Origin of the sequence: Salinibacter pepae (assembly GCF_947077775.1) — a bacterium.
GTDB lineage: Bacteria > Bacteroidota > Rhodothermia > Rhodothermales > Salinibacteraceae > Salinibacter > Salinibacter pepae.
Genome location: NZ_CAMTTE010000001.1, coordinates 1,013,170 through 1,035,017 on the forward strand (window position 1 = coordinate 1,013,170; position 21,848 = coordinate 1,035,017).

At 67.2% G+C, this 21,848-nt stretch carries 18 protein-coding genes; 12 read left to right on the forward strand and 6 right to left on the reverse strand.

The features are described from left to right. Positions 1-131: 131 nt before the first annotated feature. The 7 genes from OJA40_RS04300 (at position 132) to leuC (ending at position 9,506) form a co-directional block, all read left to right on the forward strand. Positions 132-566: an SRPBCC family protein gene (locus OJA40_RS04300; protein ID WP_263810002.1), complete on the forward strand. Its 435-nt coding sequence runs from the start codon at positions 132-134 to the stop codon at positions 564-566. 776 nt (positions 567-1,342) lie between these two features. Next, positions 1,343-3,136 carry a biosynthetic-type acetolactate synthase large subunit gene (gene ilvB / locus OJA40_RS04305; protein WP_263840218.1) on the forward strand — a complete coding sequence of 598 codons (1,794 nt, stop codon included), beginning with the start codon at positions 1,343-1,345 and terminating at the stop codon, positions 3,134-3,136. A gap of 111 nt (positions 3,137-3,247) precedes the next feature. After that, positions 3,248-3,898 (forward strand): acetolactate synthase small subunit, encoded by a 651-nt coding sequence (gene ilvN, locus OJA40_RS04310; protein WP_263810004.1) that lies wholly within the window; start codon positions 3,248-3,250, stop codon positions 3,896-3,898. Positions 3,899-3,957: 59 nt separating this feature from the next. Continuing rightward, complete coding sequence (gene ilvC / locus OJA40_RS04315; protein ID WP_263810005.1) at positions 3,958-5,004, forward strand: ketol-acid reductoisomerase; 1,047 nt, start codon at positions 3,958-3,960, stop codon at positions 5,002-5,004. A gap of 75 nt (positions 5,005-5,079) precedes the next feature. Next, positions 5,080-6,180 carry a 3-isopropylmalate dehydrogenase gene (leuB, locus tag OJA40_RS04320; RefSeq protein ID WP_263810006.1) on the forward strand — a complete coding sequence of 367 codons (1,101 nt, stop codon included), beginning with the start codon at positions 5,080-5,082 and terminating at the stop codon, positions 6,178-6,180. A 160-nt stretch (positions 6,181-6,340) separates the two neighbouring features. After that, positions 6,341-7,978, forward strand: coding sequence for a 2-isopropylmalate synthase (locus tag OJA40_RS04325; protein WP_263810007.1), 1,638 nt, complete (start codon positions 6,341-6,343; stop codon positions 7,976-7,978). A 109-nt stretch (positions 7,979-8,087) separates the two neighbouring features. Next, on the forward strand, positions 8,088-9,506 hold the full coding sequence (gene leuC / locus OJA40_RS04330) for a 3-isopropylmalate dehydratase large subunit (protein WP_263810008.1): 1,419 nt from the start codon (positions 8,088-8,090) through the stop codon (positions 9,504-9,506). A gap of 70 nt (positions 9,507-9,576) precedes the next feature. Here leuC and OJA40_RS04335 read toward each other — a convergent pair whose 3' ends face one another. Next, positions 9,577-10,065 (reverse strand): four helix bundle protein, encoded by a 489-nt coding sequence (locus OJA40_RS04335; RefSeq protein WP_208425446.1) that lies wholly within the window; start codon positions 10,063-10,065, stop codon positions 9,577-9,579. Between the two features lie 54 nt (positions 10,066-10,119). On the opposite strand from OJA40_RS04335, the gene leuD reads away from it, so the two are divergent. The 3 genes from leuD to cimA all read left to right on the forward strand — a co-directional run bounded on the left by leuD (position 10,120) and on the right by cimA (position 14,299). After that, on the forward strand, positions 10,120-10,737 hold the full coding sequence (gene leuD / locus OJA40_RS04340; protein WP_208425447.1) for a 3-isopropylmalate dehydratase small subunit: 618 nt from the start codon (positions 10,120-10,122) through the stop codon (positions 10,735-10,737). 134 nt (positions 10,738-10,871) lie between these two features. Then, positions 10,872-12,590, forward strand: a complete 1,719-nt coding sequence (gene ilvD, locus OJA40_RS04345; RefSeq protein WP_263810009.1) for a dihydroxy-acid dehydratase — start codon at positions 10,872-10,874, stop codon at positions 12,588-12,590. Between the two features lie 92 nt (positions 12,591-12,682). After that, positions 12,683-14,299, forward strand: coding sequence for a citramalate synthase (cimA, locus tag OJA40_RS04350; protein ID WP_263810010.1), 1,617 nt, complete (start codon positions 12,683-12,685; stop codon positions 14,297-14,299). A gap of 2 nt (positions 14,300-14,301) precedes the next feature. Here cimA and OJA40_RS04355 read toward each other — a convergent pair whose 3' ends face one another. After that, positions 14,302-14,775 carry a hypothetical protein gene (locus OJA40_RS04355; RefSeq protein ID WP_263810011.1) on the reverse strand — a complete coding sequence of 158 codons (474 nt, stop codon included), beginning with the start codon at positions 14,773-14,775 and terminating at the stop codon, positions 14,302-14,304. A gap of 102 nt (positions 14,776-14,877) precedes the next feature. Next, entirely contained in the window at positions 14,878-15,168 is a 291-nt protein-coding gene (locus OJA40_RS04360) for a DUF2470 domain-containing protein (protein WP_263791049.1), read from the reverse strand. 179 nt (positions 15,169-15,347) lie between these two features. On the opposite strand from OJA40_RS04360, the gene OJA40_RS04365 reads away from it, so the two are divergent. Both OJA40_RS04365 and OJA40_RS04370 read left to right on the forward strand, forming a co-directional pair. Continuing rightward, a complete protein-coding gene (locus OJA40_RS04365; RefSeq protein WP_263810012.1) occupies positions 15,348-16,160 on the forward strand; it encodes a tetratricopeptide repeat protein in 813 nt (270 codons plus the stop codon). Between the two features lie 32 nt (positions 16,161-16,192). Then, positions 16,193-16,612 (forward strand): acyl-CoA thioesterase, encoded by a 420-nt coding sequence (locus OJA40_RS04370; RefSeq protein ID WP_263810013.1) that lies wholly within the window; start codon positions 16,193-16,195, stop codon positions 16,610-16,612. A gap of 1 nt (position 16,613) precedes the next feature. Here the strand turns inward: OJA40_RS04370 and OJA40_RS04375 are convergent, their stop codons facing one another. The 3 genes from OJA40_RS04375 to OJA40_RS04385 all read right to left on the reverse strand — a co-directional run bounded on the left by OJA40_RS04375 (position 16,614) and on the right by OJA40_RS04385 (position 21,798). Then, entirely contained in the window at positions 16,614-17,738 is a 1,125-nt protein-coding gene (locus OJA40_RS04375) for a phosphotransferase family protein (protein WP_263810014.1), read from the reverse strand. Between the two features lie 3 nt (positions 17,739-17,741). Next, positions 17,742-18,533 (reverse strand): phosphorylase family protein, encoded by a 792-nt coding sequence (locus OJA40_RS04380; RefSeq protein ID WP_263810015.1) that lies wholly within the window; start codon positions 18,531-18,533, stop codon positions 17,742-17,744. A gap of 226 nt (positions 18,534-18,759) precedes the next feature. Continuing rightward, positions 18,760-21,798, reverse strand: coding sequence for a TonB-dependent receptor (locus OJA40_RS04385; protein WP_263810016.1), 3,039 nt, complete (start codon positions 21,796-21,798; stop codon positions 18,760-18,762). Positions 21,799-21,848 lie beyond the last annotated feature (50 nt).

Genomic DNA, 21,848 nt, shown 5'->3' on the forward strand with positions numbered 1-21,848 from the left:
GCAGTGTCGTGAGTCATGCGTTGTGAGTCACGTATCACGAGTACGCCTCCGTCGCATGGTCGGCAGTTCGGAAAATATATACCGGACCCACTCATGACCCACCAACTCATGACTTATCAACTCATGACTCAATGCTAACCGTTCGCGAGCACATCGACCTCTCTCCGCCGGTGGAGCGGGTGTTTGACTTCATGGATGCCCCCGCCCACCAGGCGCGTATTACCCCGAGTCTGTCGGACTCGACGCTCCTCGAGCGACTGCCGAACGGCGGCTCTCGGGCCCACTACGTCTACCGGATCCTCGGACTGTCGTTTTCCGGCGAGGTCCGCGCGACCGACTACGTGCCGAACGAGCGCATCGTCTGGAGCATGACGGGCGACCTTCAAGGCACCCTTCGATGGTACTTTGAGCCCATCGACGGTGGGTGCCACTTCACCTACGCAGCGACGTATCAGGTTCCGGGGCCGACCCTGCTGCAACCACTGGCCCGGCCGCTCATCCGGCGCTACAACGAACGCGAAGTTCAGGCCCTTCTACACAATCTGGAGGCGCAGGTCACGTCGTAACCCCCAGGCACTTCCTCTTCTCCTGGGCACCTGTGCACAAGCCCCCTCTGGTACTCCCCCCGTTTGCTCCCCCTCCATCGTGAATACACAATGAACTTAAAATTTTCTTGCACCTCAGATAAACAAATTTCTGAGTTCCATTGGAGAAAAGAATAAATACGTTTGCCATACGGTGCGTTTTGTTCGATTTTCTTCGTACCGGAAGCGCTTCGTATCAGAGGATCTTCCGTCTCGAACATACCGCCCCGCTTCTCTTCTATCCTTGACACCGCATTCCATGTCCCTCTAATTGGGGTTCACGCTCAACGGACGCCCCATCCACAACGATGATGTCTTCCTCGCACTCCATCCTCTTGGGATTTGGTCTGGGCCCTCCCTCTGTTCAGGGAGACCGGGCCTCCGTGGGTCGTTCGATCATGCACGAAGGGATTTCCGTGACGGGACGCGTGCCGACCGTGCTTCGGCGTTCGGTGCGCGTCCTTCTTCTTATTGCGATTCTTGCGGACTAACAACCGACCGCCAATCCCTTCCCAGCGATGACATCAGGTATCGTGCGGCGCCGAGGGGATTGGCCCCTCAGCCCCCACGCCCCGATGCCTGTGCCCTTGTCCAGCGTCATCGCATTCCGCCTGTGTGCCTCCGTCGGGCCCGCCGTGTACCCGTCTAGCGTCTCGGCGGCCTACACGGCATCGGGGCGTGTGCGAGGGAGAAGGGGGTCGCGCGCGCCGTCCCTCCCCGCGACGTTTCTCCGACACTAGGCCGACCCGGACCGACCGATGCCGACCGACACCATGCCGTCTTCCGATGCAGCCGCTCCCCCCTCAAACGGCGCGTCGGACGCGCCCATTCTGAAGGGCTCCGAAATTTTCGTCCGTGCCCTCGAGGAAGAAGGCGTGGACCGCGTCTTCGGCCATCCGGGCGGGGCCGTCATCAAGATCTACGACGCGATGGAGCGCATCCAGCCGTCGTACGACCACGTCCTCGTCCGGCACGAGCAGGGTGGCACCCACGCCGCCGAGGGCTACGCGAAGGCCACCGGGCGGGTGGGCACCATGCTCGCCACGAGCGGGCCCGGGGCCACCAACACCGTGACGGGCATCGCGGACGCGTATCTCGACTCGGTCCCCATCGTCGTGTTCACCGGCCAGGTGTCCACCCACCTGATCGGCAACGACAGCTTTCAGGAGACCGACACGACGGGCGTCACCCGCAGCATCACGAAGCACAACTTCCTGGTGCGGGACGTGAATAATCTGGCCTCGACGGTGAAGCAGGCCTACCACATCGCCCGCACGGGCCGTCCGGGCCCCGTCGTGGTGGACCTTCCGAAGGACGTACAGATGGACGAGGCGCCGTTCGCGTATCCGGAGGCGCCGGGGCTGGACGGGTACTCCGTGCCCGGCGCCGCCGCGCCGACGCAGGTGGACCGCGCGGCCAAGATGATTGAGGAGGCCGAGAAGCCGCTCCTGTACGTGGGGGGCGGGACGATCAACGCCGACGCGCCGGAGGTGCTCACGGAGCTCGCCCGCGCGGCCAACCTCCCGGTCACCACCACCCTGCACGGCCTGGGCGCCTTCCCCGAGACGGACGACCTCGCGCTCGGCTGGCTCGGCATGCACGGCTTCTACCACACGAACATGGCCGTGCAGAACGCCGACCTCATCATGGCCGTCGGCGCCCGCTTCGACGACCGCGTCACCGGCGACGTGGACGAATGGACGCCGAACGCCAAAATCATCCACGTCGACATCGACCCGTCGTGCATCTCCAAAAACGTGTACGCCGACTGCGCGCTCATCGGCGACGCGCAGGCGGTCCTGCAGCAGCTGCTCCCCAAGGTAGAGCCGAAGGACACGTCGGACTGGCTCAGTCAGATTGACGAATGGCGGGGCGAGTGTCCGCCCTACGAGTACGACGAGCCGGAGGAGGACGACGTGATCGCGCCGGAGTCCGTCGTGGAGGCGCTCTACGAGAAGACGCAGGGCGACGCGGTGATGGTGACGGACGTGGGACAGCATCAGATGTGGGTCTGCCAGTACTACAAGTTCGGCCGGACCCGCTCGCACGTCAGCTCCGGCGGCCTCGGCACCATGGGCTTCGGCCTGCCGGCGGCGATGGGCGCGGCCTTCGGGATGCGCGAGGGACGCGACCTCGACGTCGTCTGCGTGAGTGGCGACGGCGGCTTCGTGATGAACGCGCAGGAGCTGAGCGTGGCGGCCCGGCACGGCCTGCCCCTCAAGATCGCCGTGATCAACAACAACTACCTCGGCATGGTGCGGCAGTGGCAGTCCCTCTTCCACGAGGACCGCTTCAGCCACACGGACCTCAAACCCACGAACCCCGACTTCGTGACGCTCGCGGAGGCGCACCACTGCGTCGGCCTGCGGGCCCGTTCGCCCGACGAGGTGGGCGACGTGATCGACGAGGCCTGGACCGTGGACGACCGGCCCGTCGTGATGGAATTCCAGGTGCCAAAGGAGGAGATGGTCTTCCCCATGGTGCCCGCCGGCGCCGCCAGCGACGACATGCTCACGGAGATGTTCGACAAGGAGAAGATGGCGGATAAGTGACGAGTGATGCGTGAAGACGTGAGGCTACCCCTCATCACGCATCACGTTTCACGCATCACGCCTCCTGCCCCCCTCCCCAGAATATTTCTCCGCATCAACAGAATTGATCGTATGTCCGACGAAGACACGCTGACCCGCCAACAGATCCGCCGGAAGCGCAAGTTTGGCGAGCCCCTCCTGCCGGAAGAGGAAGACGAGACCGACCAGGAGCACCGGCACATCCTGGCCGTCACGCTCGAAAACACGATCGGCGCGCTCAATCGCGTCACGAATCTCTTCTCGGCCCGCGGCTTCAACCTGGAGAGCGTCGCCGTGGGCGAGACCAACGAGCCCGCCGTCGCCCGCCTCACGCTCGTCACGGTGGGCAACGACCGCATCGTGGCCCAGATTACGCGCCAGCTCGACAACCTCGTCAACACCTACGACGTCACCGACCTGACCGACGCGGAGCACGTGGAGCGGGAGCTCTGCCTGCTCAAGGTGCGGTACACCGACGAGACGCGCCCGGAAATCCTGGACATCAAGGACATCTTCCGCGGGCGCGTCGTCAACGTGACGCCGGAGACGATGGTGCTGGAGGTCACCGGCCCGACGAAGAAGGTCACGGCCTTCATCGGCATGATGGAGGAGCACGGGATTGAAGAGGTCGCCCGCAGCGGGCAGGTCGCGATGCACCGCGCCCTGGAGTACGAGGCGCCCAATCCCCTCGCCTCCGCCGACGCTGATCCCTCCGCCAACGGCTCGACCCCGGACAACAAGTAGTCTCTTACCGCCTGCCTTCCAGAACACCCAACGCTCAACCCCCAACCCTCAACTCAATAATGGACGTACACTACGACGCGGATCCGGCTCTCATCCACGACAAGCAGGTCGCCGTCATCGGCTACGGCAGCCAGGGCCACGCCCATGCGCTCAACCTGCACGACAGCGGCGTCGACGTGGCCGTGGGCCTGCGCCCCGGCTCCTCCTCCCGCCCGAAGGCCGAGCGGCAGGGCCTCCCGGCGATGGATGTCGGCGAGGCGGCCGCGTGGGGCGACGTGGTGATGCTCCTCATCCCCGACCAGCACCAGAAGGACGTCTACGAGGCGAAGATTGCGGAGCACATGACGCCCGGCACGGCCCTCGGCTTCGGCCACGGCTTCAACATCCACTACGACCGCATCGAGCCGCCCGAGGCGGTCGACGTCTTCATGGTGGCGCCCAAGTCGCCCGGCCACCTTGTCCGCCGTACCTATACGGACGGCAGCGGCGTGCCGTGCCTGGCGGCGGTCGACCAGGATGCCTCCGGCGGCGCAATGGCCCTCGCCCTCAGCTACGCCGACGCGATTGGCGGCACCCACGCGGGCGTCATCGAGACGACCTTCAAGGACGAGACCGAAACCGACCTGTTCGGCGAGCAGGCCGTGCTCTGCGGCGGCTCGCAGGCCCTCATCCAGGCGGGCTTTGAAACGCTCGTCGACGCGGGCTACCCCGAAGAGCTGGCCTACTTTGAGTGCCTCCACGAGCTGAAGCTGATCGTGGACCTCTACTACGAGGGCGGCCTCGAGTACATGAACCACTCGGTGAGCGATACCGCCGAGTACGGGGGCCACACGCGCGGCCCCCGCGTGATCGACGACGCCGTGCGCGAGCAAATGCAGAAGATTCTCGAGGAGGTGCAGTCCGGCGACTTTGCCGACGAGTGGATCGAGGAGTACGAGCAGGGCACCCCGCGGCTCCAAGACGAACGCGCGGCCCTGACGGAGCACCCGATCGAGCAGGTCGGCCGGACGCTGCGCGGCATGATGCCCTGGCTGGACGGCGACGAGGCGTCGGACGACGAGAGCGTCCCCGACGCGGCCGAGCAGGCCCCCACCCCGTCGAACTGACCGCCCGAAACGGCGCCAGAGTTCTACCACCGCACGTCCTCAACGCAACGCAAACCCGGACGCTCACCGGTTGGCATGGATAACACACGATCGCACGACATTGCCTGGCTTCCCGGCGACGGCATCGGCCCGGAGGTAACGCGGGAGGCGCTCCGCGTGCTCGACGCGGTGGGCTCGGCCCATGGATTTTCCGTGACCGCCACCGAGCACCGGATCGGGGGCGCGGCACTCGACGAGACCGGACGGCCGTTTCCCACTTCCACCCGCGAGGCCTGCCTGGAGAGTGACGCCGTCCTGCTCGGCGCGGTGGGCGGGCCGAAATGGAACGACAACACGGGCGACAAGCGTCCAGAAAGCGGACTTCTGGCCCTGCGCAGGGCGCTCGGCGTCTACGCCAACCTGCGCCCGGTCCGTGTGCCGGAGGCACGGGCCGGCGCCTCGCCCCTCCGCCCCGACCGTGTGGGCGGCACCGACATTCTGTTCGTCCGCGAACTGACCGGCGGCATCTACTTCGGTACCCCCGAGGGCCGCACCGACGACGGCGCCCGCAGCACAATGGTGTACTCAGAGGCCGAAATCGAACGCATCGCCCACGTCGCCTTCCAGCGGGCGCAGCGACGCGACGGGCACGTGACCTCCGTCGACAAGGCGAACGTGCTGGAGGTGTCGGAGCTGTGGCGCGAGGTCGTGCCCCGAATCCGCGAGGAGCACTATCCCGACCTAGAGCTCCGCCACCTGTACGTCGACAACGCCGCGATGCAGGTCGTCCGCGACCCGCGGCAGTTTGACGTGGTGCTCACCGGCAACCTCTTCGGCGACATTCTCTCGGACCTCGCGGCGGCCCTCCCCGGCTCGCTGGGCCTTCTCCCCTCCGCGAGCGTCGGGGGCGCGGTGGGGCTCTTCGAACCGGTCCACGGCAGCGCGCCCGACATTGCCGGGCAGGACGTTGCGAACCCCACCGCGGCCATTCTGAGCGCCGCCCTCCTGCTCGACGCAGTCGGCGAAACGGCGGCCGCCGACGCGATCCGGCACGGCGTCGACGCGGCCCTGGACGCCGGCTTCCGCACCGCCGATCTCGCAGCGAGCGACGAGGAAACCGTGTCGACGTCTACGTTTGGGCGCGAAGTCGCCACCCGCGCCGCCGATTCCGCTCCCAAAAGCGCTCCGACGCCATGACGTTCGCTCCCTCCGTCCACGGCCCGCCCCTCGGGGCCCGCGGTCGGATGACCCTGCGCCTTATCGAGCGTCCGGACGCGACGACCAACGCGGCGTCCGGGCGCCCTTCTGACTCCCAAACTGCCTTCCGACGCCCCACATTCAGCACGCGACCCAACCGATGAGCGACTCCATCACGATTTTCGACACGACCCTGCGCGACGGCGAGCAGGCGCCGGGCGCCTCCATGACCGTCCCCGAAAAGGTCCACATTGCCCATAAGCTCGCGGGCCTGAATGTGGACGTGATTGAGGCCGGGTTCCCCATCTCGTCGCCCGCCCAGACCGAGGCGGTGGCCCGCATCGCGGCGGAGGTGGACGGGCCCGTAACCTGTGCCCTCGCCCGCACGAAAGAAGATGACATCGACGCCGCCGGCGAGGCCCTGGCCGACGGGGGCGACACGCGCCTCCACACTTTCATCGCCACGAGCGACGTCCACATCGAGGCCAAATTTGACAAACTTGGGGACACAATGGCTGAGACGCGCGAGGCCATCATCCAGCGGGCCGTGCGCGCCATCGAACAGGCCCTCACCTACACCGACAACGTTGAGTTCAGCGCCGAGGACGCCGGGCGCACCGACCCGGCCTTTCTCTGCGAGATCGTGCAGGCGGCCGCCGAGGCTGGGGCAACGACCATCAACATCCCGGACACGACCGGCTACTGCGCTCCCTCGGAGTACACCGATCTGCTTGCGTCGGTGGTCGACTGTCTTCCGGAGCCGGACGCGGTGACGCTCTCCACCCACTGCCACGACGACCTCGGCCTCGCCACGGCCAACACGCTGGCGGGCATCCGGGCGGGCGCCCGGCAGGTCGAGTGCACGATCAACGGCATCGGCGAGCGGGCCGGCAACGCGGCCCTGGAGGAAATCGTGATGGCCCTGACGGTCCGCTCGGACCAGTTCGACGTGGAGACGACTGTCAACACCGAGCACCTGACGCCGACCAGCCAGACGGTCTCGGCGGCCACCGGCTTCCCGGTGCAGCCCAACAAGGCGATCGTGGGCAGCAACGCGTTCAGCCACGAGGCCGGCATTCATCAGCACGGTGTGCTCCAGGAGCGAACGACCTACGAAATCATGTCCGCCGCGGACGTGGGCCAGGACGCCGAGCAGATCCGTCTGGGCCGCCACTCCGGCCGCCACGGCCTCTTCAACCGCCTGGAGGCCATGGGGTACGCGGTCCCCGAGGGCCACCGCGACGCACTCTACGATCGGTTTCTCGACCTGGCCGACCGCAAGAAGGAGGTGTTTGAGGAAGACCTCGAGCAGATGATGAACGACTTCGGCGACGACGCGGTCGCGGCGGCGACGGGCCTTCCCGACAACGGCGCCGCCCCCAACGGCGGCACGCCCGCCTACCGGCTCGATCACCTCTCCGTGCAGATCACCACGGACGAGGACTCGCAGGTCTCGGTGCGCCTCCAGCGCGACGACGGCTCCGTGCGCGAGGAGCAGGCCACGGGCGAGGGCCCCGTGGACGCCCTCTACCGCGCCCTCGATCACGCCGTGGACGCCCCCCATGCGCTGGTCGACTACTCGATCCGCTCCATCAGCGAGGGCGCCGACGCGCAGGGCGAGGTGGAGGTCACCATCCGCTACGGCGAGAATCAGTTCGCCGGCACGGCCCGCAACACGGACGTCATTCGGGCCTCCGCCGAGGCGTACGTCGACGCCCTGAACCGCCTCGTCGCCGCCCAGGAGCACGCCGAGTCCGTCGAATTCGTACAGAGCGGCATTATGACTGCGTTCGAATGAAACGTGACGCGTGATGCGTGAGGCTGTCCCTCCCGCACGCGTTTCACATTTCACGCATCACGTCGTCCCGACTATCAGCGTCCGCTTTCGAATTCACCCATCCCCTTCGATGTCAACCGGCACCCTCTACGACAAGGTCTGGAACCGCCATGCCGTCCGCGAGCTGCCCACCGGCGAGACCCAGCTGTTCGTGGGCCTGCACCTAATCCACGAGGTGACGAGCCCGCAGGCGTTCGGGATGTTGGAGGAGCGCGACCTGGACGTGGCCTTCCCCGACCGCACCTTCGCCACCACCGACCACATCATCCCCACCGCCGACCTGGAGCGCCCCTTCGGCGACGAGCAGGCCGAGACGATGCTGCAGGTGCTGGAGAGGAACACCGAGGCGTACGACATCACGTTCTTCGACCCCAGCTCCGGCGCGCAGGGCATTGTGCACGTCGTGGGGCCGGAGCAGGGGCTCACCCAGCCCGGGATGACCATCGTCTGCGGCGACTCGCACACGAGCACACACGGGGCCTTCGGCACCCTCGGGTTCGGCATCGGCACGAGCCAGATCCGCGACGTGCTGGCGACCCAGTGCATCGCGATGGAGAAGCAGGACGTGCGTCGGATTCAGGTGGACGGCGCGCTCGGCGAGGGGGTCTACGCGAAAGACATCATCCTCACGATCATCGGCGAGCTGGGCGTGGAGGGCGGCATCGGGTACGTCTACGAGTACGGCGGGCCCGCCATCGAGGACCTCAGCATGGAGGGCCGCATGTCGATCTGCAACATGAGCGTGGAGGGCGGGGCCCGCGCGGGCTACGTCAACCCCGACCTCACGACCTTCGAGTACATGAAGGACCGGCCGCACGCCCCGAGCGGGGCGGCCTGGGAGCGGGCCGTCGACTGCTGGCAGCAGATTCAGTCCGATCCGGACGCCACCTACGACGACACCGTGACGTTCGACGGCTCGGCCATCGAGCCGATGGTGACGTGGGGCATTACGCCGGGCCAGGCCCTCGGCATCTCGGCGCCGATCCCCGATCCGGCCACCATGGAGTCCGGCGACCGGGCCACGGCCGAGAAGGCCCTCGACCACATGGACCTGCGGCCCGGCCGCACGATGGAGGGGGTGAACGTGGACGTGGCGTTCCTCGGCTCCTGCACCAATGCGCGCATCACCGACCTCCGCGAGGCGGCGTCGCTCCTCCAAAAACTGGACCGCCCGGTGGCCGACGACGTGCGGGCGGTGGTCGTCCCCGGCTCGCAGGGCGTGAAGCAGCAGGCGGAGGACGAGGGCCTGGCCGACACCTTCCGCGAGGCCGGATTCGACTGGCGCGGCGCCGGGTGCTCGATGTGCCTCGGCATGAACCAGGACCAGCTGGAGGGCCGCGAGCTGTGCGCGTCGTCGTCGAACCGCAACTTCATCGGCCGCCAGGGGAGCAAGGACGGGCGGACGGTCTTGATGAGCCCGGCGATGGTGGTGGCTGCTGCAATAGAAGGGGAAGTCACCGACGTTCGACGATTGATACGTGAAACGTGATGCGTGAGGAGTGGTGCGTGAGGAGTGATGCGTGAAAACTGAGACACTCTGCTCCCTCACGATTCACGTCTCACTCTTCACGATCCGAAAAGGGAATATTTTGGAGAAGCTCTGTTTCATTCGACTCCGGTGCACTATAACTCGGATCAGGCTCTCGGATTTCTCCGCCTCGCTGATCAGGCACCATCACGAGCAGGAGCCGGATGATTTGCGTCATGAAGTCGAGACGATGATCCACGACGTTCTCCCCAATGACAAACCGACTTTTGTAGTACCAGTCTCGGCTTTCCCGCGCAGAGCCGAGGGCATACTCGTAAAACCGGGCGCGGTCCTTCCCCGTGCCCCGCGAGTAGCCTTCCGCAATGTTTGAACTGATCGACCCGACGGCCCGATACAGCTGATCCGCGAGCGAGTAGGCATTCGACTCCTCGTGGATCTTCCGCATGTCCTGCCAGCACACGTCGGATGCAAAGAGACTCAGCCGGTAGACCTCAAGGTCCCACAGGGTGTCCTCTCGAATCGATGGAGGAACCCGATCCTGCCAGTCGGAAAAGTTCATCGGTCAGAACACAGCAGCCTCACGAATCACGCGTCACGCACCACGAACTTCACCATGAGCACCGCCAAAGACAAAGTGATTTCCCAGGTTCAGGGCCCGGGCGTTCCTGTGCGGGGAAACGACATCGACACCGACCAGATCGTCCCCGCCCGCTTCCTCAAGGAGGTGACGTTCGACAACATGGGCGAGTACGCCTTCTACGACGTGCGGCGGGACGATGACGGCAATCTGAACGACCATCCCTTCAACCGCTACCCGAACGCCACCATCCTGGTGGTCAACGAGAACTTTGGCTGCGGCTCCTCGCGGGAGCACGCCCCACAGGCCCTCATGCGCTGGGGCATCGACGGCCTCATCGGCGAGTCCTTCGCCGAGATCTTTGCCGGCAACTGCCAGGCCCTCGGCCTGCCCACCGCCACCGCGGACCACGAGACCGTCGCGTGGATCATGGCGCAGGTGACGGCCGACCCGGCGCTCGAACTCACCATCGACGTGGAGGCGGAAACGGTCACCGTCGGCGACGAGCCCGTCAACGTGACCATCAGCGATGCGCAGCGCGAGGCGCTCCTGCAGGGCGTCTGGGACACCACCGCCCTGATGAGGAGCTACATGGACGAGGTGGAGCAGACCGCGGATCGGCTGCCGTATCTGAACGACTTTGCTGATTGCTGAGTAATGAGTGATTCGTCTGGAACGTGATACGTGACGGGTGAAACGTGAGGCTGTCCCCCTCTCACGCGTCACGTTTTCACGCATCACGCTTCACACATCAACACTAATGTTCTTATCACATTCCCCCTCGACCGATGCCTTCCACCTCTAAAAACGGGCAGTCCAACAAAATCCAAAGCCAAGACGTCACCGAGGGCCTCGACCAGGCGCCGGCCCGCGCGATGTTTCGGGCGATGGGCTACGACGACGCCGACCTCGACCAGCCCCTCATCGGCATCGCCAACCCGGCGGCGGACCTGACGCCCTGCAATGTGCACCTCGACGGCCTTGCCGACGCCGCACGCGAAGGCGTCACCGAGGCCGGCGGGACGCCCATCGAGTTTGGCACCATCACGGTGAGCGACGGGATCTCGATGGGCACGGAGGGCATGAAGGGCTCGCTCATCTCCCGCGAGGTGATCGCCGACTCGGTGGAGCTGGTGGCCTTCGCCGAGCGGCTCGACGGGCTCGTCGTCCTAGGCGGCTGCGACAAGAACATGCCGGGCATGATGATGGCGGCGATCCGGGCCGACCTGCCGAGCGTCTTCCTCTACGGCGGGTCCATCATGCCGGGCCACCACCGGGGGCAGGAGGTCACGATCCAAAACGTGTTCGAGGCGTGCGGGGCGGTCGCCACCGGCCAGATGACGGAAGAAGAGCTCGACGAGATGGAGCGCCACGCCTGTCCCGGGGCCGGGGCCTGCGGCGGCATGTTTACGGCCAACACGATGGCCTCCATCAGCGAGGCGATCGGCTTTGCGCCGCTGGGGAGCGCGAGCCCCCCGGCGGTCACGGAGGAACGAACGGAGGTGGCCCGTGCGGCCGGGCGGCGGACCGTCGAGGCGATCGAGGAACGGCGCCGGCCCTCCGACTTCCTCAGCAAGAAGTCGTTCGAGAACGCCATTGCCCTCCAGGTGGCGGTGGGCGGCTCCACGAACGGGGTGCTCCACCTGCTCGCGATGGCGGCGGAGGCGGGCATCGATCTCTCAATCGGGGCGTTCGACGCAATCAGCCGGCGGACGCCCAAGATCGGCGACTTTCAGCCCGGCGGCTCCCGCGTGATGAACGACCTACACGAGGTCGGCGGCGTGCCGGTGGTGCTGAAGGCGCTTCTCGATGCGGGCCTGCTGCACGGCGACGCCCAGACCGTGACGGGGGAGCCCCTCGCCGAGGCCCTCGACCGCGTCGACCCGCCCGCCATCGCGGACCTCGACGTGGACTACCTCTACCCGGTCGACGCCCCCAAGAACGAAGAGGGGGCCATTCGCATCCTCACCGGCAACCTCGCCCCCGACGGCGCCGTCCTGAAGATCACCGATGCCGACGACTGGACGTTCGAAGGCACGGCCCGCGTCTTCGAGAGCGAAGAAGACGCAATGAGCTACGTGCAGGCCGGCCAGATCGACTCTGGCGACGTCATTATCATTCGGAATCTTGGGCCCAAGGGCGCCCCGGGCATGCCCGAAATGCTCGGCGTGACCGCCGCCCGGGACGGACAGGGGCACGCCGAGGACGTGGCCCTCATCACCGACGGGCGCTTCTCCGGGGCCACCCGCGGCCTCTCCATCGGCCACGTCGCCCCCGAGGCCGCGGCCGGCGGGCCCATCGCCGCCATCCAGGACGGGGACCCGATCATCATCGACGTGTCGGAGCGTCGCCTGGCGGTCGCCCTCTCCGACGCCGAGTTGGAAGCTCGGCTCGAGGACCGGTCGCCCCCGGAGCCCCAGTACACGACCGGCGTTCTCGCCAAGTACGCCGCCCTCTTCGGTTCGGCGGCAGATGGGGCCGTAACCCACGTGACGAGCGAAGAGTGATGCGTGAAACGTGATGCGTGATAGACGGGCAAACCACGCAGTGAGAGGGGTCACACTTCCTCGCCCCCCCACACGCACGTACGCAGACGACGATGGCAGACACGGTTGAGGTATTCGACACCACCCTCCGCGACGGCACCCAGGGCGAGCACGTCACCCTCTCGGCCCGCGACAAGGTGCGCATTGCCCGTCGCCTGGATGCGTTCGGGATTGACGTGATCGAGGGGGGCTGGCCCGGCTCCAACCCCACGGATCAGGCCTTTTTTGAGGCGGCCCGCGGGGAGACCTGGGCGCACACGTCGATCTGCGCGTTCGGCTCCACGCGCCACGCCTCCCATGCCCCGTCGGAGGACGCCAACCTGCGGGCCCTAATCGAGGACGGCACCGACGTGGTGTCCATCTTCGGCAAGTCGTGGACGCTGCACGCGGAGCAGGCGCTCGGGGTGTCGCTGGAGACGAACCTGGCCCTCATCCGCTCGTCGGTGGCGTTTCTGCGGGAGCACGGAAAGCGGGTCATCTACGACGCCGAGCACTTCTTCGACGGCTACGCCGACCATCCCGCGTACGCCCTTCGGACGCTCCGGGCCGCCGCCGAGGCCGGGGCCGACACGCTGGTGCTCTGCGACACGAACGGCGGCTCCCTGCCGCACGACATCTACGACGTCACCGCTGCGGTCTACGAAGACTTCGACACCACCCTCGGCATCCACGCCCACAACGACGGCGGGTGCGCGGTGGCCAACAGCCTCGCGGCCGTGCGGGCCGGGGCGCGGCACGTGCAGGGCACCATCAACGGCCTCGGCGAGCGCTGCGGCAACGCCGACCTCTGCGCGGTCATTCCGGACCTGCAACTCAAGATGGACTTTGAGTGCGTCGATCCGGACCGGCTCGACGACCTGGTCGACCTCGCCCGCTTTACCAACGAGGTGGCCAACCTCGACCCGGACGACGGCGCGCCGTACGTCGGCCGCAGCGCGTTCACCCACAAGGGCGGCGTCCACGTCTCGGCCGTGATGAAGGAACCGAGCACCTACGAGCACGTGGCGCCGGAATCGGTGGGCAATCGCCGGCGGGCACTGGTCTCCGACCTCTCGGGCCGAAGCAACATCCAGTACAAGGCCGACGAGATGGGCATCGACCTCGGCTCGAACGCCGCCGCGCAGGCCGTCGAGCGCATCAAGGAGCTGGAGCACCTCGGCTACGAATTTCAGGGGGCTGAGGCCTCGTTTGAACTTCTTCTGCGCACGCTTCAGGACGAGGTGCCGGACTTCTTTGGGCTCGACCGGATGCGCGTCTGGAGCGGGCAGGACGACGAGGCGCAGACCGTCGAGGCCTCCCTCGCCCTCACCGTACAGGACGAGCGCACCCTGGCCGTGGCGGAGGGAACCGGGCCCGTCGATGCCCTCTCAAACGCCATGCGGGAGGGCCTTTTCTCGTTCTACCCCTCGCTCGATGGCGTGCGCCTCTCCGACTACAAGGTCCGGGTGCTTACGCCGCAGGACGGCACGGCCGCCACGGTCCGCGTGCTCATCGAGCACGGCGACGGCGCGCGCACCTGGAACACCGTGGGGGTTTCCGAGAACATCCTCGACGCGAGCTGGCAGGCCCTGGCCGACGGCATGCGGTACGCCCTCTTCCACGCGGCCCCCACTCCGACCGCCAGGCCCGCCCCGGATCCCGCGGCCTCGGATCCCGCGGCCTCGGCGTGATGCTACGACGACACGGGTTCGGCGGCCTCGTCCGCTCCCCCGACGGCCAACTCGGGAACGGACGCGCCCATGTGGCCGTCGCCGCGGTGGTCCGCGACGGTCCGCGCCCGGACGGCCTCGCGCCAGGCCGCCGTCAGCAGCTCATAGTCCCGTGCCTGCCACGCCTCGGACACTCCTTCCACGCACTTGAATCCGTAGGCCACCGGCGAGAGACTCGCTCGCGGAGCGCTTGACAGGCTCAGTACCTGCGAGCGGCCGAGGCCGAGCCGGAACCCGCCGTGCAGCTGGCCGAGCACGCACTGTTCCCCATCCTCCAGCTCCAGCGCTTCGGCGTTCACCCGGCGATGCCACCCTGGATCCACCTCGTCGAGGTACGCCGCCCCTCGCTCTACCCGCTCGTGCACCCGTTCTTCGGTGATGCGTCGGGTGCGACGGGCCTGCCACCAATTGTGGAGTCGCTCGATGAGTGCGTACATGGCAGTCGGGGTGTGTTGAGACTGCAAGACAACGGTTGCAAAAACGTACCAGTCCCCGACCACGAGGATCCCCTCGGACGTGACGCCGGTGGGGAGATCACGTTATCGTTCCGCGGCGTCCCGGGCCGCCATCGCCATCTCCACGAGCGCAGCCCGCGCCTCGTCGACCGTGTCGAGAGGCGCGTCGAAATCGATGCGCACCGGCACCGTGGCCTTCTCCTGCTCCACCTCGAGGTCGAAGCCCGCCGCGTCGATGCCCGTCATGCGCGCCCCTTTCGCCTCCCTCACGTCCCCGTACGCCTCTGCGTACCGGATCAAGTCCTCGGAGTGGGCGTCGTTCATGTGCTCTACGATGCGGTCCACGTCGCCGGGAGAAAACACGGGATCTGCCATGGTCGGGCCTGCTTGGGAAAACGGAGCTTCGGGATTTTGGGAGAGTGCTTTACGGATGTCCATCCGGGGTGTTATGGGCGCTCGGTGTTCGAAACTCTCGTGGAGGCAGGAAGCATTTCCCGGCGTTGCTCGTGAAATGCAATGCTTCACATGCTTTCCTGCACAGTCGCCTTTCTCCCATGTCCTACGAGGTCAACGACTTCGAAACCGACGTACTCGACGCGAGTGCGGACACGCCCGTCCTCGTCGACTTTTGGGCCCCGTGGTGCGGTCCGTGTCAGCAGCTCAGCCCGGTGCTTGAGTCGCTCGCGGAAGCGACCGACGACTGGGCCCTGGTCAAGGTGAACGTGGACGACCATCCGTCCGCGGCCCAGGAGTACGGCGTGCGCGGCATTCCGGCGGTGAAGCTGTTCGTGGAGGGGGACATTGAAGCCGAGTTTGCCGGCGTCAAGCCCAAGCCCCAGCTCGAGAACTGGCTCGACGAGCACCTCCCGAGCGAAGAAAAAAGCCGGATCGAGGAGGCAAAAGAGGCCCTTGAGGCAGGCAGCCATCAGGAGGCCGAACACCTTCTCTGGCCCGTGTTGGAGGACAACCCCGACCACGACGAGGCCCAGGTGCTCATGGCGCGCGCCCTCGCGTTCAAGGACCCAAACCGGGCCCAGGTGCTGGCCCAGGAGGCCGAGGTGGCCGATCCCACCCTCCGTCAGATGCGCGACGGCGTGGAGACCGTTGCCCGTCTCCTGGAGCTCGCCGAGGACCCGTCCGCCCTCCCCGAGAACGGGGCAAAGGACACGTACGTCGCGGCCCTCGACGCGCTCGCCGATCAGGACTTCAACGCGGCGCTGGACCAGTTCATTGACGTCGTGCGCACCGACCGCGACTACGACGACGACGGCGCGCGGAAGGCGTGCATCGCCCTCTTTACCCTGCTCGGGGAACAGCACCCCGTCACCCAGGAGCACCGCCGCACGTTCGACATGGCGCTGTACTAGCCGTGGCCGTTTCCCAGTTGCCCTCCCCTTCAATGCCCAACGACGTTCCGGATGCGCTTCCCGACGGCGCCCAGCACGTGCACACGACCGACCTCGCGGTCCGGTGGGGCGACATGGACGCCGTCGGCCACGTCAACAACAGCCGCTTCTTCTCCTACTTCGAGGAGGCGCGCGTGGAGTGGCTGAAGGCCACGCTCGACGGGGCGACGTTCGCGGAGAGCGGCCCGGTGCTGGCCCGTGCGTCGTGTGACTTCGAGCGCCCGGTGCACCATCCTACGACCCTTCACCTCGACGTGTACGCCGAGCCCCCGGGGCGGTCGAGCCTCACGACCCACTACGCCGCCCGCCCCGATGGGTCCGGCAGCGTGGCAGCCTTTGGCACCGCCGTTCTCGTGTGGGTGAGTGCGGAGACCGGCGACCCGGTGCCAATGCCCGACCTGGGCCTGGGGTGAGCTATCGCCCGAGCACATCGGCGGCGGCCGGGGCACGGAGGTGCTCCGCCGCCGTCGCCACCGCGGTCTGCACCGCCGGGTGCTCCACGTCGAGGCCGGCGTAGACGTAGCCGGCCTGAAACGGCCCGACCGCCCGGACGAGGAGTTCGGCCCCGACGTGAATCGCGGCGTCGCGCCGCTCCGCCGGGTCCCAGAGCGAAGCCTTCGTGTCGCCCAGGGCCTCCCCGTAGGCCCCCAGAAACGCGTCCCGGTGCGCCGCAACGGCCCGGGCGACGGCCTCGGACGGGGCGCGTTGCCTCTGCATCCACAGGTGCGCACGCCAGTGCGCCACGTCCTGGAGCGGGCGCCCGTAGTGGGCCAGCTCCCAGTCAATGATCCGCAGGTGGGTGCCGGGCCCAATCAAGACCGAGGGCGGCCAGAGGTCGCCCATCGTGAGGCAGCGCCCCGGCCCCAGCAGGCTCCGCCCCAGCGTCTCGGCCCGTCGCCCGAGGACGTCCGCATCGCCGACGCCCGCTTTCCGCAGCATGTCGGCCACCCCCTGGTACTGCACCGCGTGGCGGGTTTTCTGCATGGGGCGGTTGTTGAAGGCGTCCGCACAATGGTCGTCGTCGCACGTCGCCGCGTGGAGGCGCCCCAGGAATGCCCCCAGCCGCCGTCCCTGCGCGGCAGCCCTCTTTTCCAGTGGCTTCGCGTCCGCCTCGCGGAGCCACCGCCCGAACGACGGCACGGGGCCGATGTCCTCCATGAGGAGCACGGGCACGTCGGGGTTCAGGTCAATCGCCTTGGGGGGCCGCACCGCGGCCCCGGTCAGACCGTTCAGGCGCCCCCCCTGTCCCAGTGCGCGCAGGCACCGCGCCTCAATCAGCAGACGGGACGGGTCGAGCGGGGTGTCCGGGTCGGCCGCGATGTACGGCGGCGCGTACTTGACGATCAGCGACCGCTCTGCTCCGGGCACCCGCCAGACGACGTTCAGGTGGCCCCCCGGCACCCGCCGCGGCTCCCCCGTTGGCGAGAAGGCCGGCAGTCGCTCCCGCAGGTACGGCACCACATGGGCGTCCTTCATGGGCTTGTGCCCCGCATCCGAGACCGGACCGCGGTGCCGCCCCTCCTCCGAGTTTCGTCTCATGGGTCACTCTTCGAATCGGTAGATGGTATTCGGGAAGTCGACCGGCTCGGCCGCCCGCAGGAACGCCCGCACGACCCGTTCCTGCTCGTCGCGCGAGCGGTCGAGCGTGGCGGAGAGCGCCTCCTGCTCCGGCGGGTCGCGGTCGGGAATCGAGTACTTGTGCCCCACCACCAGCCCCGCACACGGGATCTCCAGCTCGTTGGCCAGCACCACCTCGGGCCCCAACGTCATGGAATTGACCTGGGCCCCCAGTCGGGGCCACATGCGGTTCTCCGCCGCGGTCTTGGAGCGGGGCCCCTGCACGTAGGCGAACGCAACCGTGTCCCCGATCGGCGCGTCCGCCCCCTCCGCCAGGGCGCGCACCTGCGCGGAGAGCCCCGTCGCGAAGAGGCCGTCGTTGAGGACGAGGTGCCCGTGCGCCTCCGACGGCTCCGTGAACATGGTGCAGGCGCTGCCGTCCGGGAGGCGGTTGTCGGGCATGAGCAGATCGTCCACCAGGAGCGGCCGGTAGAGCGGCACGTCGGGGTCGAGCACCCCCACGGAGCTGGTCACGAGCAGCGCCCCGCAGCCCACGGCCCGCAGCGCCGCGGCCTGGGCGCGGTAGTTGATCTGGTTGGGCAGCAGGCGGTGCGGCAGGCCGTGCCGGAACAGCACGTAGGCCGGGCGGTCGAGGCCGCGGACCCGATGGAGCGTCTGCGTCCCCCACTCCGTCTCCACCGCCTTCGGCTCCAGGTCAAGCTCGTTCGGGAAGGCATCGGCGAAGGCACTTCCAAGAATGGCGGCGACGGCGGGCATTTCGGGTTGAGGGTTCTGAGTTGAGGGTTCTGGGTTGAGCGTTCTGGGTTGTGGGTTCTGGGTTGAGCGTTCTGGGTTGTGGGTTCTGGGTTGTGGGTTCTGGGTTGAGCGTTCTGGATCGGTGCTGTCAAGGGACATCATGAGCGTCGAGCTTGCGTCCGAATTTCCCACCTCAGCCCAAAATTATAACGCAAAACCCTCAACGCCCAACGCGTAACCTCCAACGCTAAAACTCGTACCGCAGGCCGAACTGGAATTGACGGGGCGGCCCGGCGTTTTTCTCTTCGATGTCCGACCCCGGCGGCCCCACCTGGATCTGATTGCTCTGCGTGGCATTGTTGGCAAAGCCACTCAGGTTTTTCGTGTTGAGCACGTTGAACACGTCGGCCCGGGCCACCACACGCCCCGCGCCGATGGACCACCCGTACTGCACGCTCAGATCGAACCGGTACGACCACGGCAGGCGACCACTGTTGCGCTCCGCGCCCGGCCACCGGTCGCTGTTGCCGACGTACTGGGCCCCGTACTCCCGCCCGTCCCCGTTTAGGTCGCGCGTGCCGAAAATCGAGGCGTCCGGCACCCAGTTGATGGGCTGGCCGCTCTGGAGCAGGCTCGCGAGCGTCACGCGCAGCCGGTCTGTGGGGTAGACCGTCCCGACGGCACTGATCACGTGCCGCCGGTCGTTCACCGAGGGCCCCCACTCATCCCCATACTGGTTGGCCGTCTCCGCCCGGAAGTTGATGTCGCCGGTGTTGTTGCGGAGGCGAGAGAGCGTGTAGCTGAGGCGCCCCGAGTACCAGTCGTCGCCCCGGTCCTTCACGAGGTTGAAATTGGCGGCCCAGTAGCGGGCCTCCCCCTCCGTCTCGGTCATGGTGACGCTCCGCCCGCCGGGGATGGGCCGCGTCGCGTCGGCCGCTTCCTCCGACCGCACTAAATCTGCCGGGTCGCGATTCGGATCCTGCCGGGCCGCCGCCAGCGCGTCCCCGGAAATGGAGTACGGGGCCGCCGCGTTGAGTTCGCGGATGCGGAAGAGGTCGTAGGAGCGAGTGTGGATGAGGTCCACGTACGCGAGCCACGCGTCCCCAACCTGCCGCTGGACGCCAAGCGAGAACTGATGCGTCTGGGGATTCTCGTAGCCGTTGGGGTTGAGGATACGGCGTCCTCCGCTCAACGGCGTCACGTTCGACGGGCGCTGAAGGTACCCCACGGCACCGTCACGTTGGGCCGACCGCGTGCCGTCGAAGGTGACCTCATCGACGTCGGTGTCCCCCGGCAGAATGCCCTTTTCGACGAGAGTGCGGACGTCGTTTTTGAACGCCGGGTCGTTCGAATTGCTCTCCAGCGCGTCGCTGGTCACGGCGTAGACAACCTTGTCGTAGAAGATGCCGTAGCCGCCGCGCAGGGCGGTGCGCTCGTCGAGTGCATAGTTGAGGCTGAGTCGCGGGGCGAGGTTGTTGTAGTCGGCCGCATCGGCCCCACCGCCCCCCTCCGTGAGGCTGTCGTAGTCGTACCGCAGGCCCGTGGTTACCGTCAGGTCGGGCAGCGGCGTGAACTGATCCTCTACGTACAGCCCAATCAGGGTTTGCCGCCGGCCGAACGTCGAAGGCCGCAGCTCCACGCTGTAGTTGGTGACATTGAGCGCCTGCGGATCCACCCCCAGCGCCCCCGGCAGCTCCGACGGCGTCAGCGACGGAGAGAGGGTCGCGTTGGCGAAGGCCTCCGTCTGCGCAGCGTCGAGCCGCACGACGTAGTTCCCATTCGGATTGCCCCCTCCTGCCAACCGGTGGTCGGACGCAAGAACGTCGAGGCCGGCCTTCAAGGCATGACTGCCGAGCTGGTACGTGAGCTTCTGCTGCACCTGAAACGTGTTTTCCACGCTATCGAACTGGAAGCCCGGGTGGCCGAGGAACGCGATGTTGCTGCCGCTCGCGTCTTGTACCGTCACCCGCGGGCTGTTCGGATTTTTCGGGTTGCCGGCGTCCCAGTTGAACCAGCTGTACTGGAGATTGCTCTCGTACACGAGGTTGTCGCCGGCATACGTGTTCTGAAGGGCCGCGTGGACCCCATCGCGTTCCTCTGTGTTGGCCGCGCTGGCAAAGGTCGCCCCCCCGGTAAGCCCACCGCCCTGGTTTTCGATGTGGACGCGGTTGGCGTTGAGCCGTGCCGTAGAGCGCCACCGGTCGTTCCAGCGGTGGTCCACCCGGGCCGAGGCGTACGTGAGCTGGTTCCGCCCGTCGACGGTCTCCCGCACGCCCGGCGCGTCCAGCCGATTGTCCTTAAAGTCAGTCGTGTGCTCCAGACTCACGTGGAAGAAGGTCTGGTCCGCCACGAGGGGCCCGCCGAGCGCGAAGCCGCCCTGCTGGCGCTGGAAGCCGCTCTTCACTGTGTTGCCCGACAGGTCGCGTTGCGTCGGCGTGTCGTCGCCGAATTCCCCGTCGAGCGGCTGGCCGGGCCGGGTCAGGTAGAAGGCCTCCCCTTCCCACTGGTTGCTGCCGGACGCGGTGGTGACGTTGAAAATGCCGTTCCCGGTGCGGCCGTACTCGGCGGAGTAGGTGCTCGTGAGCACCGTCACGTCCTTCACCACGCCCGTCGGCACGTCAAACTGGGGCCCGCCTAGGAACTGCTCGTTGTTGTCCATGCCGTCGATGAGGTAGTTCGTGTAGAGGCCATTGGCGCCGTTGATGCTCACGTTGGGCGCCTCGGCGAAGAAGCCGGTTGCGGGGGTGACGTTGGGCAGGCGGTAGAGGCTCTGCGTGACGTTGCGGCCCTCCACCGGCAGGTTCTCCAGGGACGCCCCCGACAGACTGGAGGAGACCTCCCCGTTCACCCGGTTCACGTCCGCCACGCTCCGCCCCCCCTCTACCACAACCTCGTCCAGCTCGTACGCGGCCACGGGGCGGAGGACGAGGGTCACGCTCCGGGTCACGTTCGCCCGCAGTTCGATGTCGGACACGCGCGCCTCGTAGAACTGGTCGTTTTCTTCGATGAACACCGAGTAGGTCCCCGCCGTGGAGAGGCCGCCCCACTGCACGGTCCCCTGGTCGTCGGTTCGGCGGGTCGCCGCAAAGCCGATGCCCTCATTTACGAGGTGGACGGCCGCGCCGGACACCGACTCGTTGGCGTCGATGTCGAACGCGTGCACCTCCAGGGCCGCCTGGCCGTGGGCATTCGGGGCGGGGAAGCCGGCAAGCAGAAGGAACAGACATGCCGTCCACAACGCACGTTGGCTTTGTGGAGACCGAGTAGGGGGGATGCGTGGAGTCATGGGATAGATCGACGCTCGATACAAAGACCTACAGTGCACAGACAACGTCT

Excerpts from the sequence above, each read along its gene's own strand:
- OJA40_RS04355 (WP_263810011.1), bottom strand. The coding sequence starts at position 14,775 with ATGTACGCACTCATCGAGCGACTCCACAATTGGTGGCAGGCCCGTCGC.
- ilvN (WP_263810004.1), top strand. The coding sequence starts at position 3,248 with ATGTCCGACGAAGACACGCTGACCCGCCAACAGATCCGCCGGAAGCGC.
- OJA40_RS04325 (WP_263810007.1), top strand. The coding sequence starts at position 6,341 with ATGAGCGACTCCATCACGATTTTCGACACGACCCTGCGCGACGGCGAG.
- ilvB (WP_263840218.1), top strand. The coding sequence starts at position 1,343 with ATGCCGACCGACACCATGCCGTCTTCCGATGCAGCCGCTCCCCCCTCA.
- OJA40_RS04300 (WP_263810002.1), top strand. The coding sequence starts at position 132 with ATGCTAACCGTTCGCGAGCACATCGACCTCTCTCCGCCGGTGGAGCGG.
- ilvD (WP_263810009.1), top strand. The coding sequence starts at position 10,872 with ATGCCTTCCACCTCTAAAAACGGGCAGTCCAACAAAATCCAAAGCCAA.
- OJA40_RS04375 (WP_263810014.1), bottom strand. The coding sequence starts at position 17,738 with ATGAGACGAAACTCGGAGGAGGGGCGGCACCGCGGTCCGGTCTCGGAT.
- OJA40_RS04370 (WP_263810013.1), top strand. The coding sequence starts at position 16,193 with ATGCCCAACGACGTTCCGGATGCGCTTCCCGACGGCGCCCAGCACGTG.
- ilvC (WP_263810005.1), top strand. The coding sequence starts at position 3,958 with ATGGACGTACACTACGACGCGGATCCGGCTCTCATCCACGACAAGCAG.
- OJA40_RS04380 (WP_263810015.1), bottom strand. The coding sequence starts at position 18,533 with ATGCCCGCCGTCGCCGCCATTCTTGGAAGTGCCTTCGCCGATGCCTTC.
- cimA (WP_263810010.1), top strand. The coding sequence starts at position 12,683 with ATGGCAGACACGGTTGAGGTATTCGACACCACCCTCCGCGACGGCACC.
- leuD (WP_208425447.1), top strand. The coding sequence starts at position 10,120 with ATGAGCACCGCCAAAGACAAAGTGATTTCCCAGGTTCAGGGCCCGGGC.
- OJA40_RS04360 (WP_263791049.1), bottom strand. The coding sequence starts at position 15,168 with ATGGCAGATCCCGTGTTTTCTCCCGGCGACGTGGACCGCATCGTAGAG.
- OJA40_RS04385 (WP_263810016.1), bottom strand. The coding sequence starts at position 21,798 with ATGACTCCACGCATCCCCCCTACTCGGTCTCCACAAAGCCAACGTGCG.
- OJA40_RS04335 (WP_208425446.1), bottom strand. The coding sequence starts at position 10,065 with ATGAACTTTTCCGACTGGCAGGATCGGGTTCCTCCATCGATTCGAGAG.
- OJA40_RS04365 (WP_263810012.1), top strand. The coding sequence starts at position 15,348 with ATGTCCTACGAGGTCAACGACTTCGAAACCGACGTACTCGACGCGAGT.
- leuC (WP_263810008.1), top strand. The coding sequence starts at position 8,088 with ATGTCAACCGGCACCCTCTACGACAAGGTCTGGAACCGCCATGCCGTC.
- leuB (WP_263810006.1), top strand. The coding sequence starts at position 5,080 with ATGGATAACACACGATCGCACGACATTGCCTGGCTTCCCGGCGACGGC.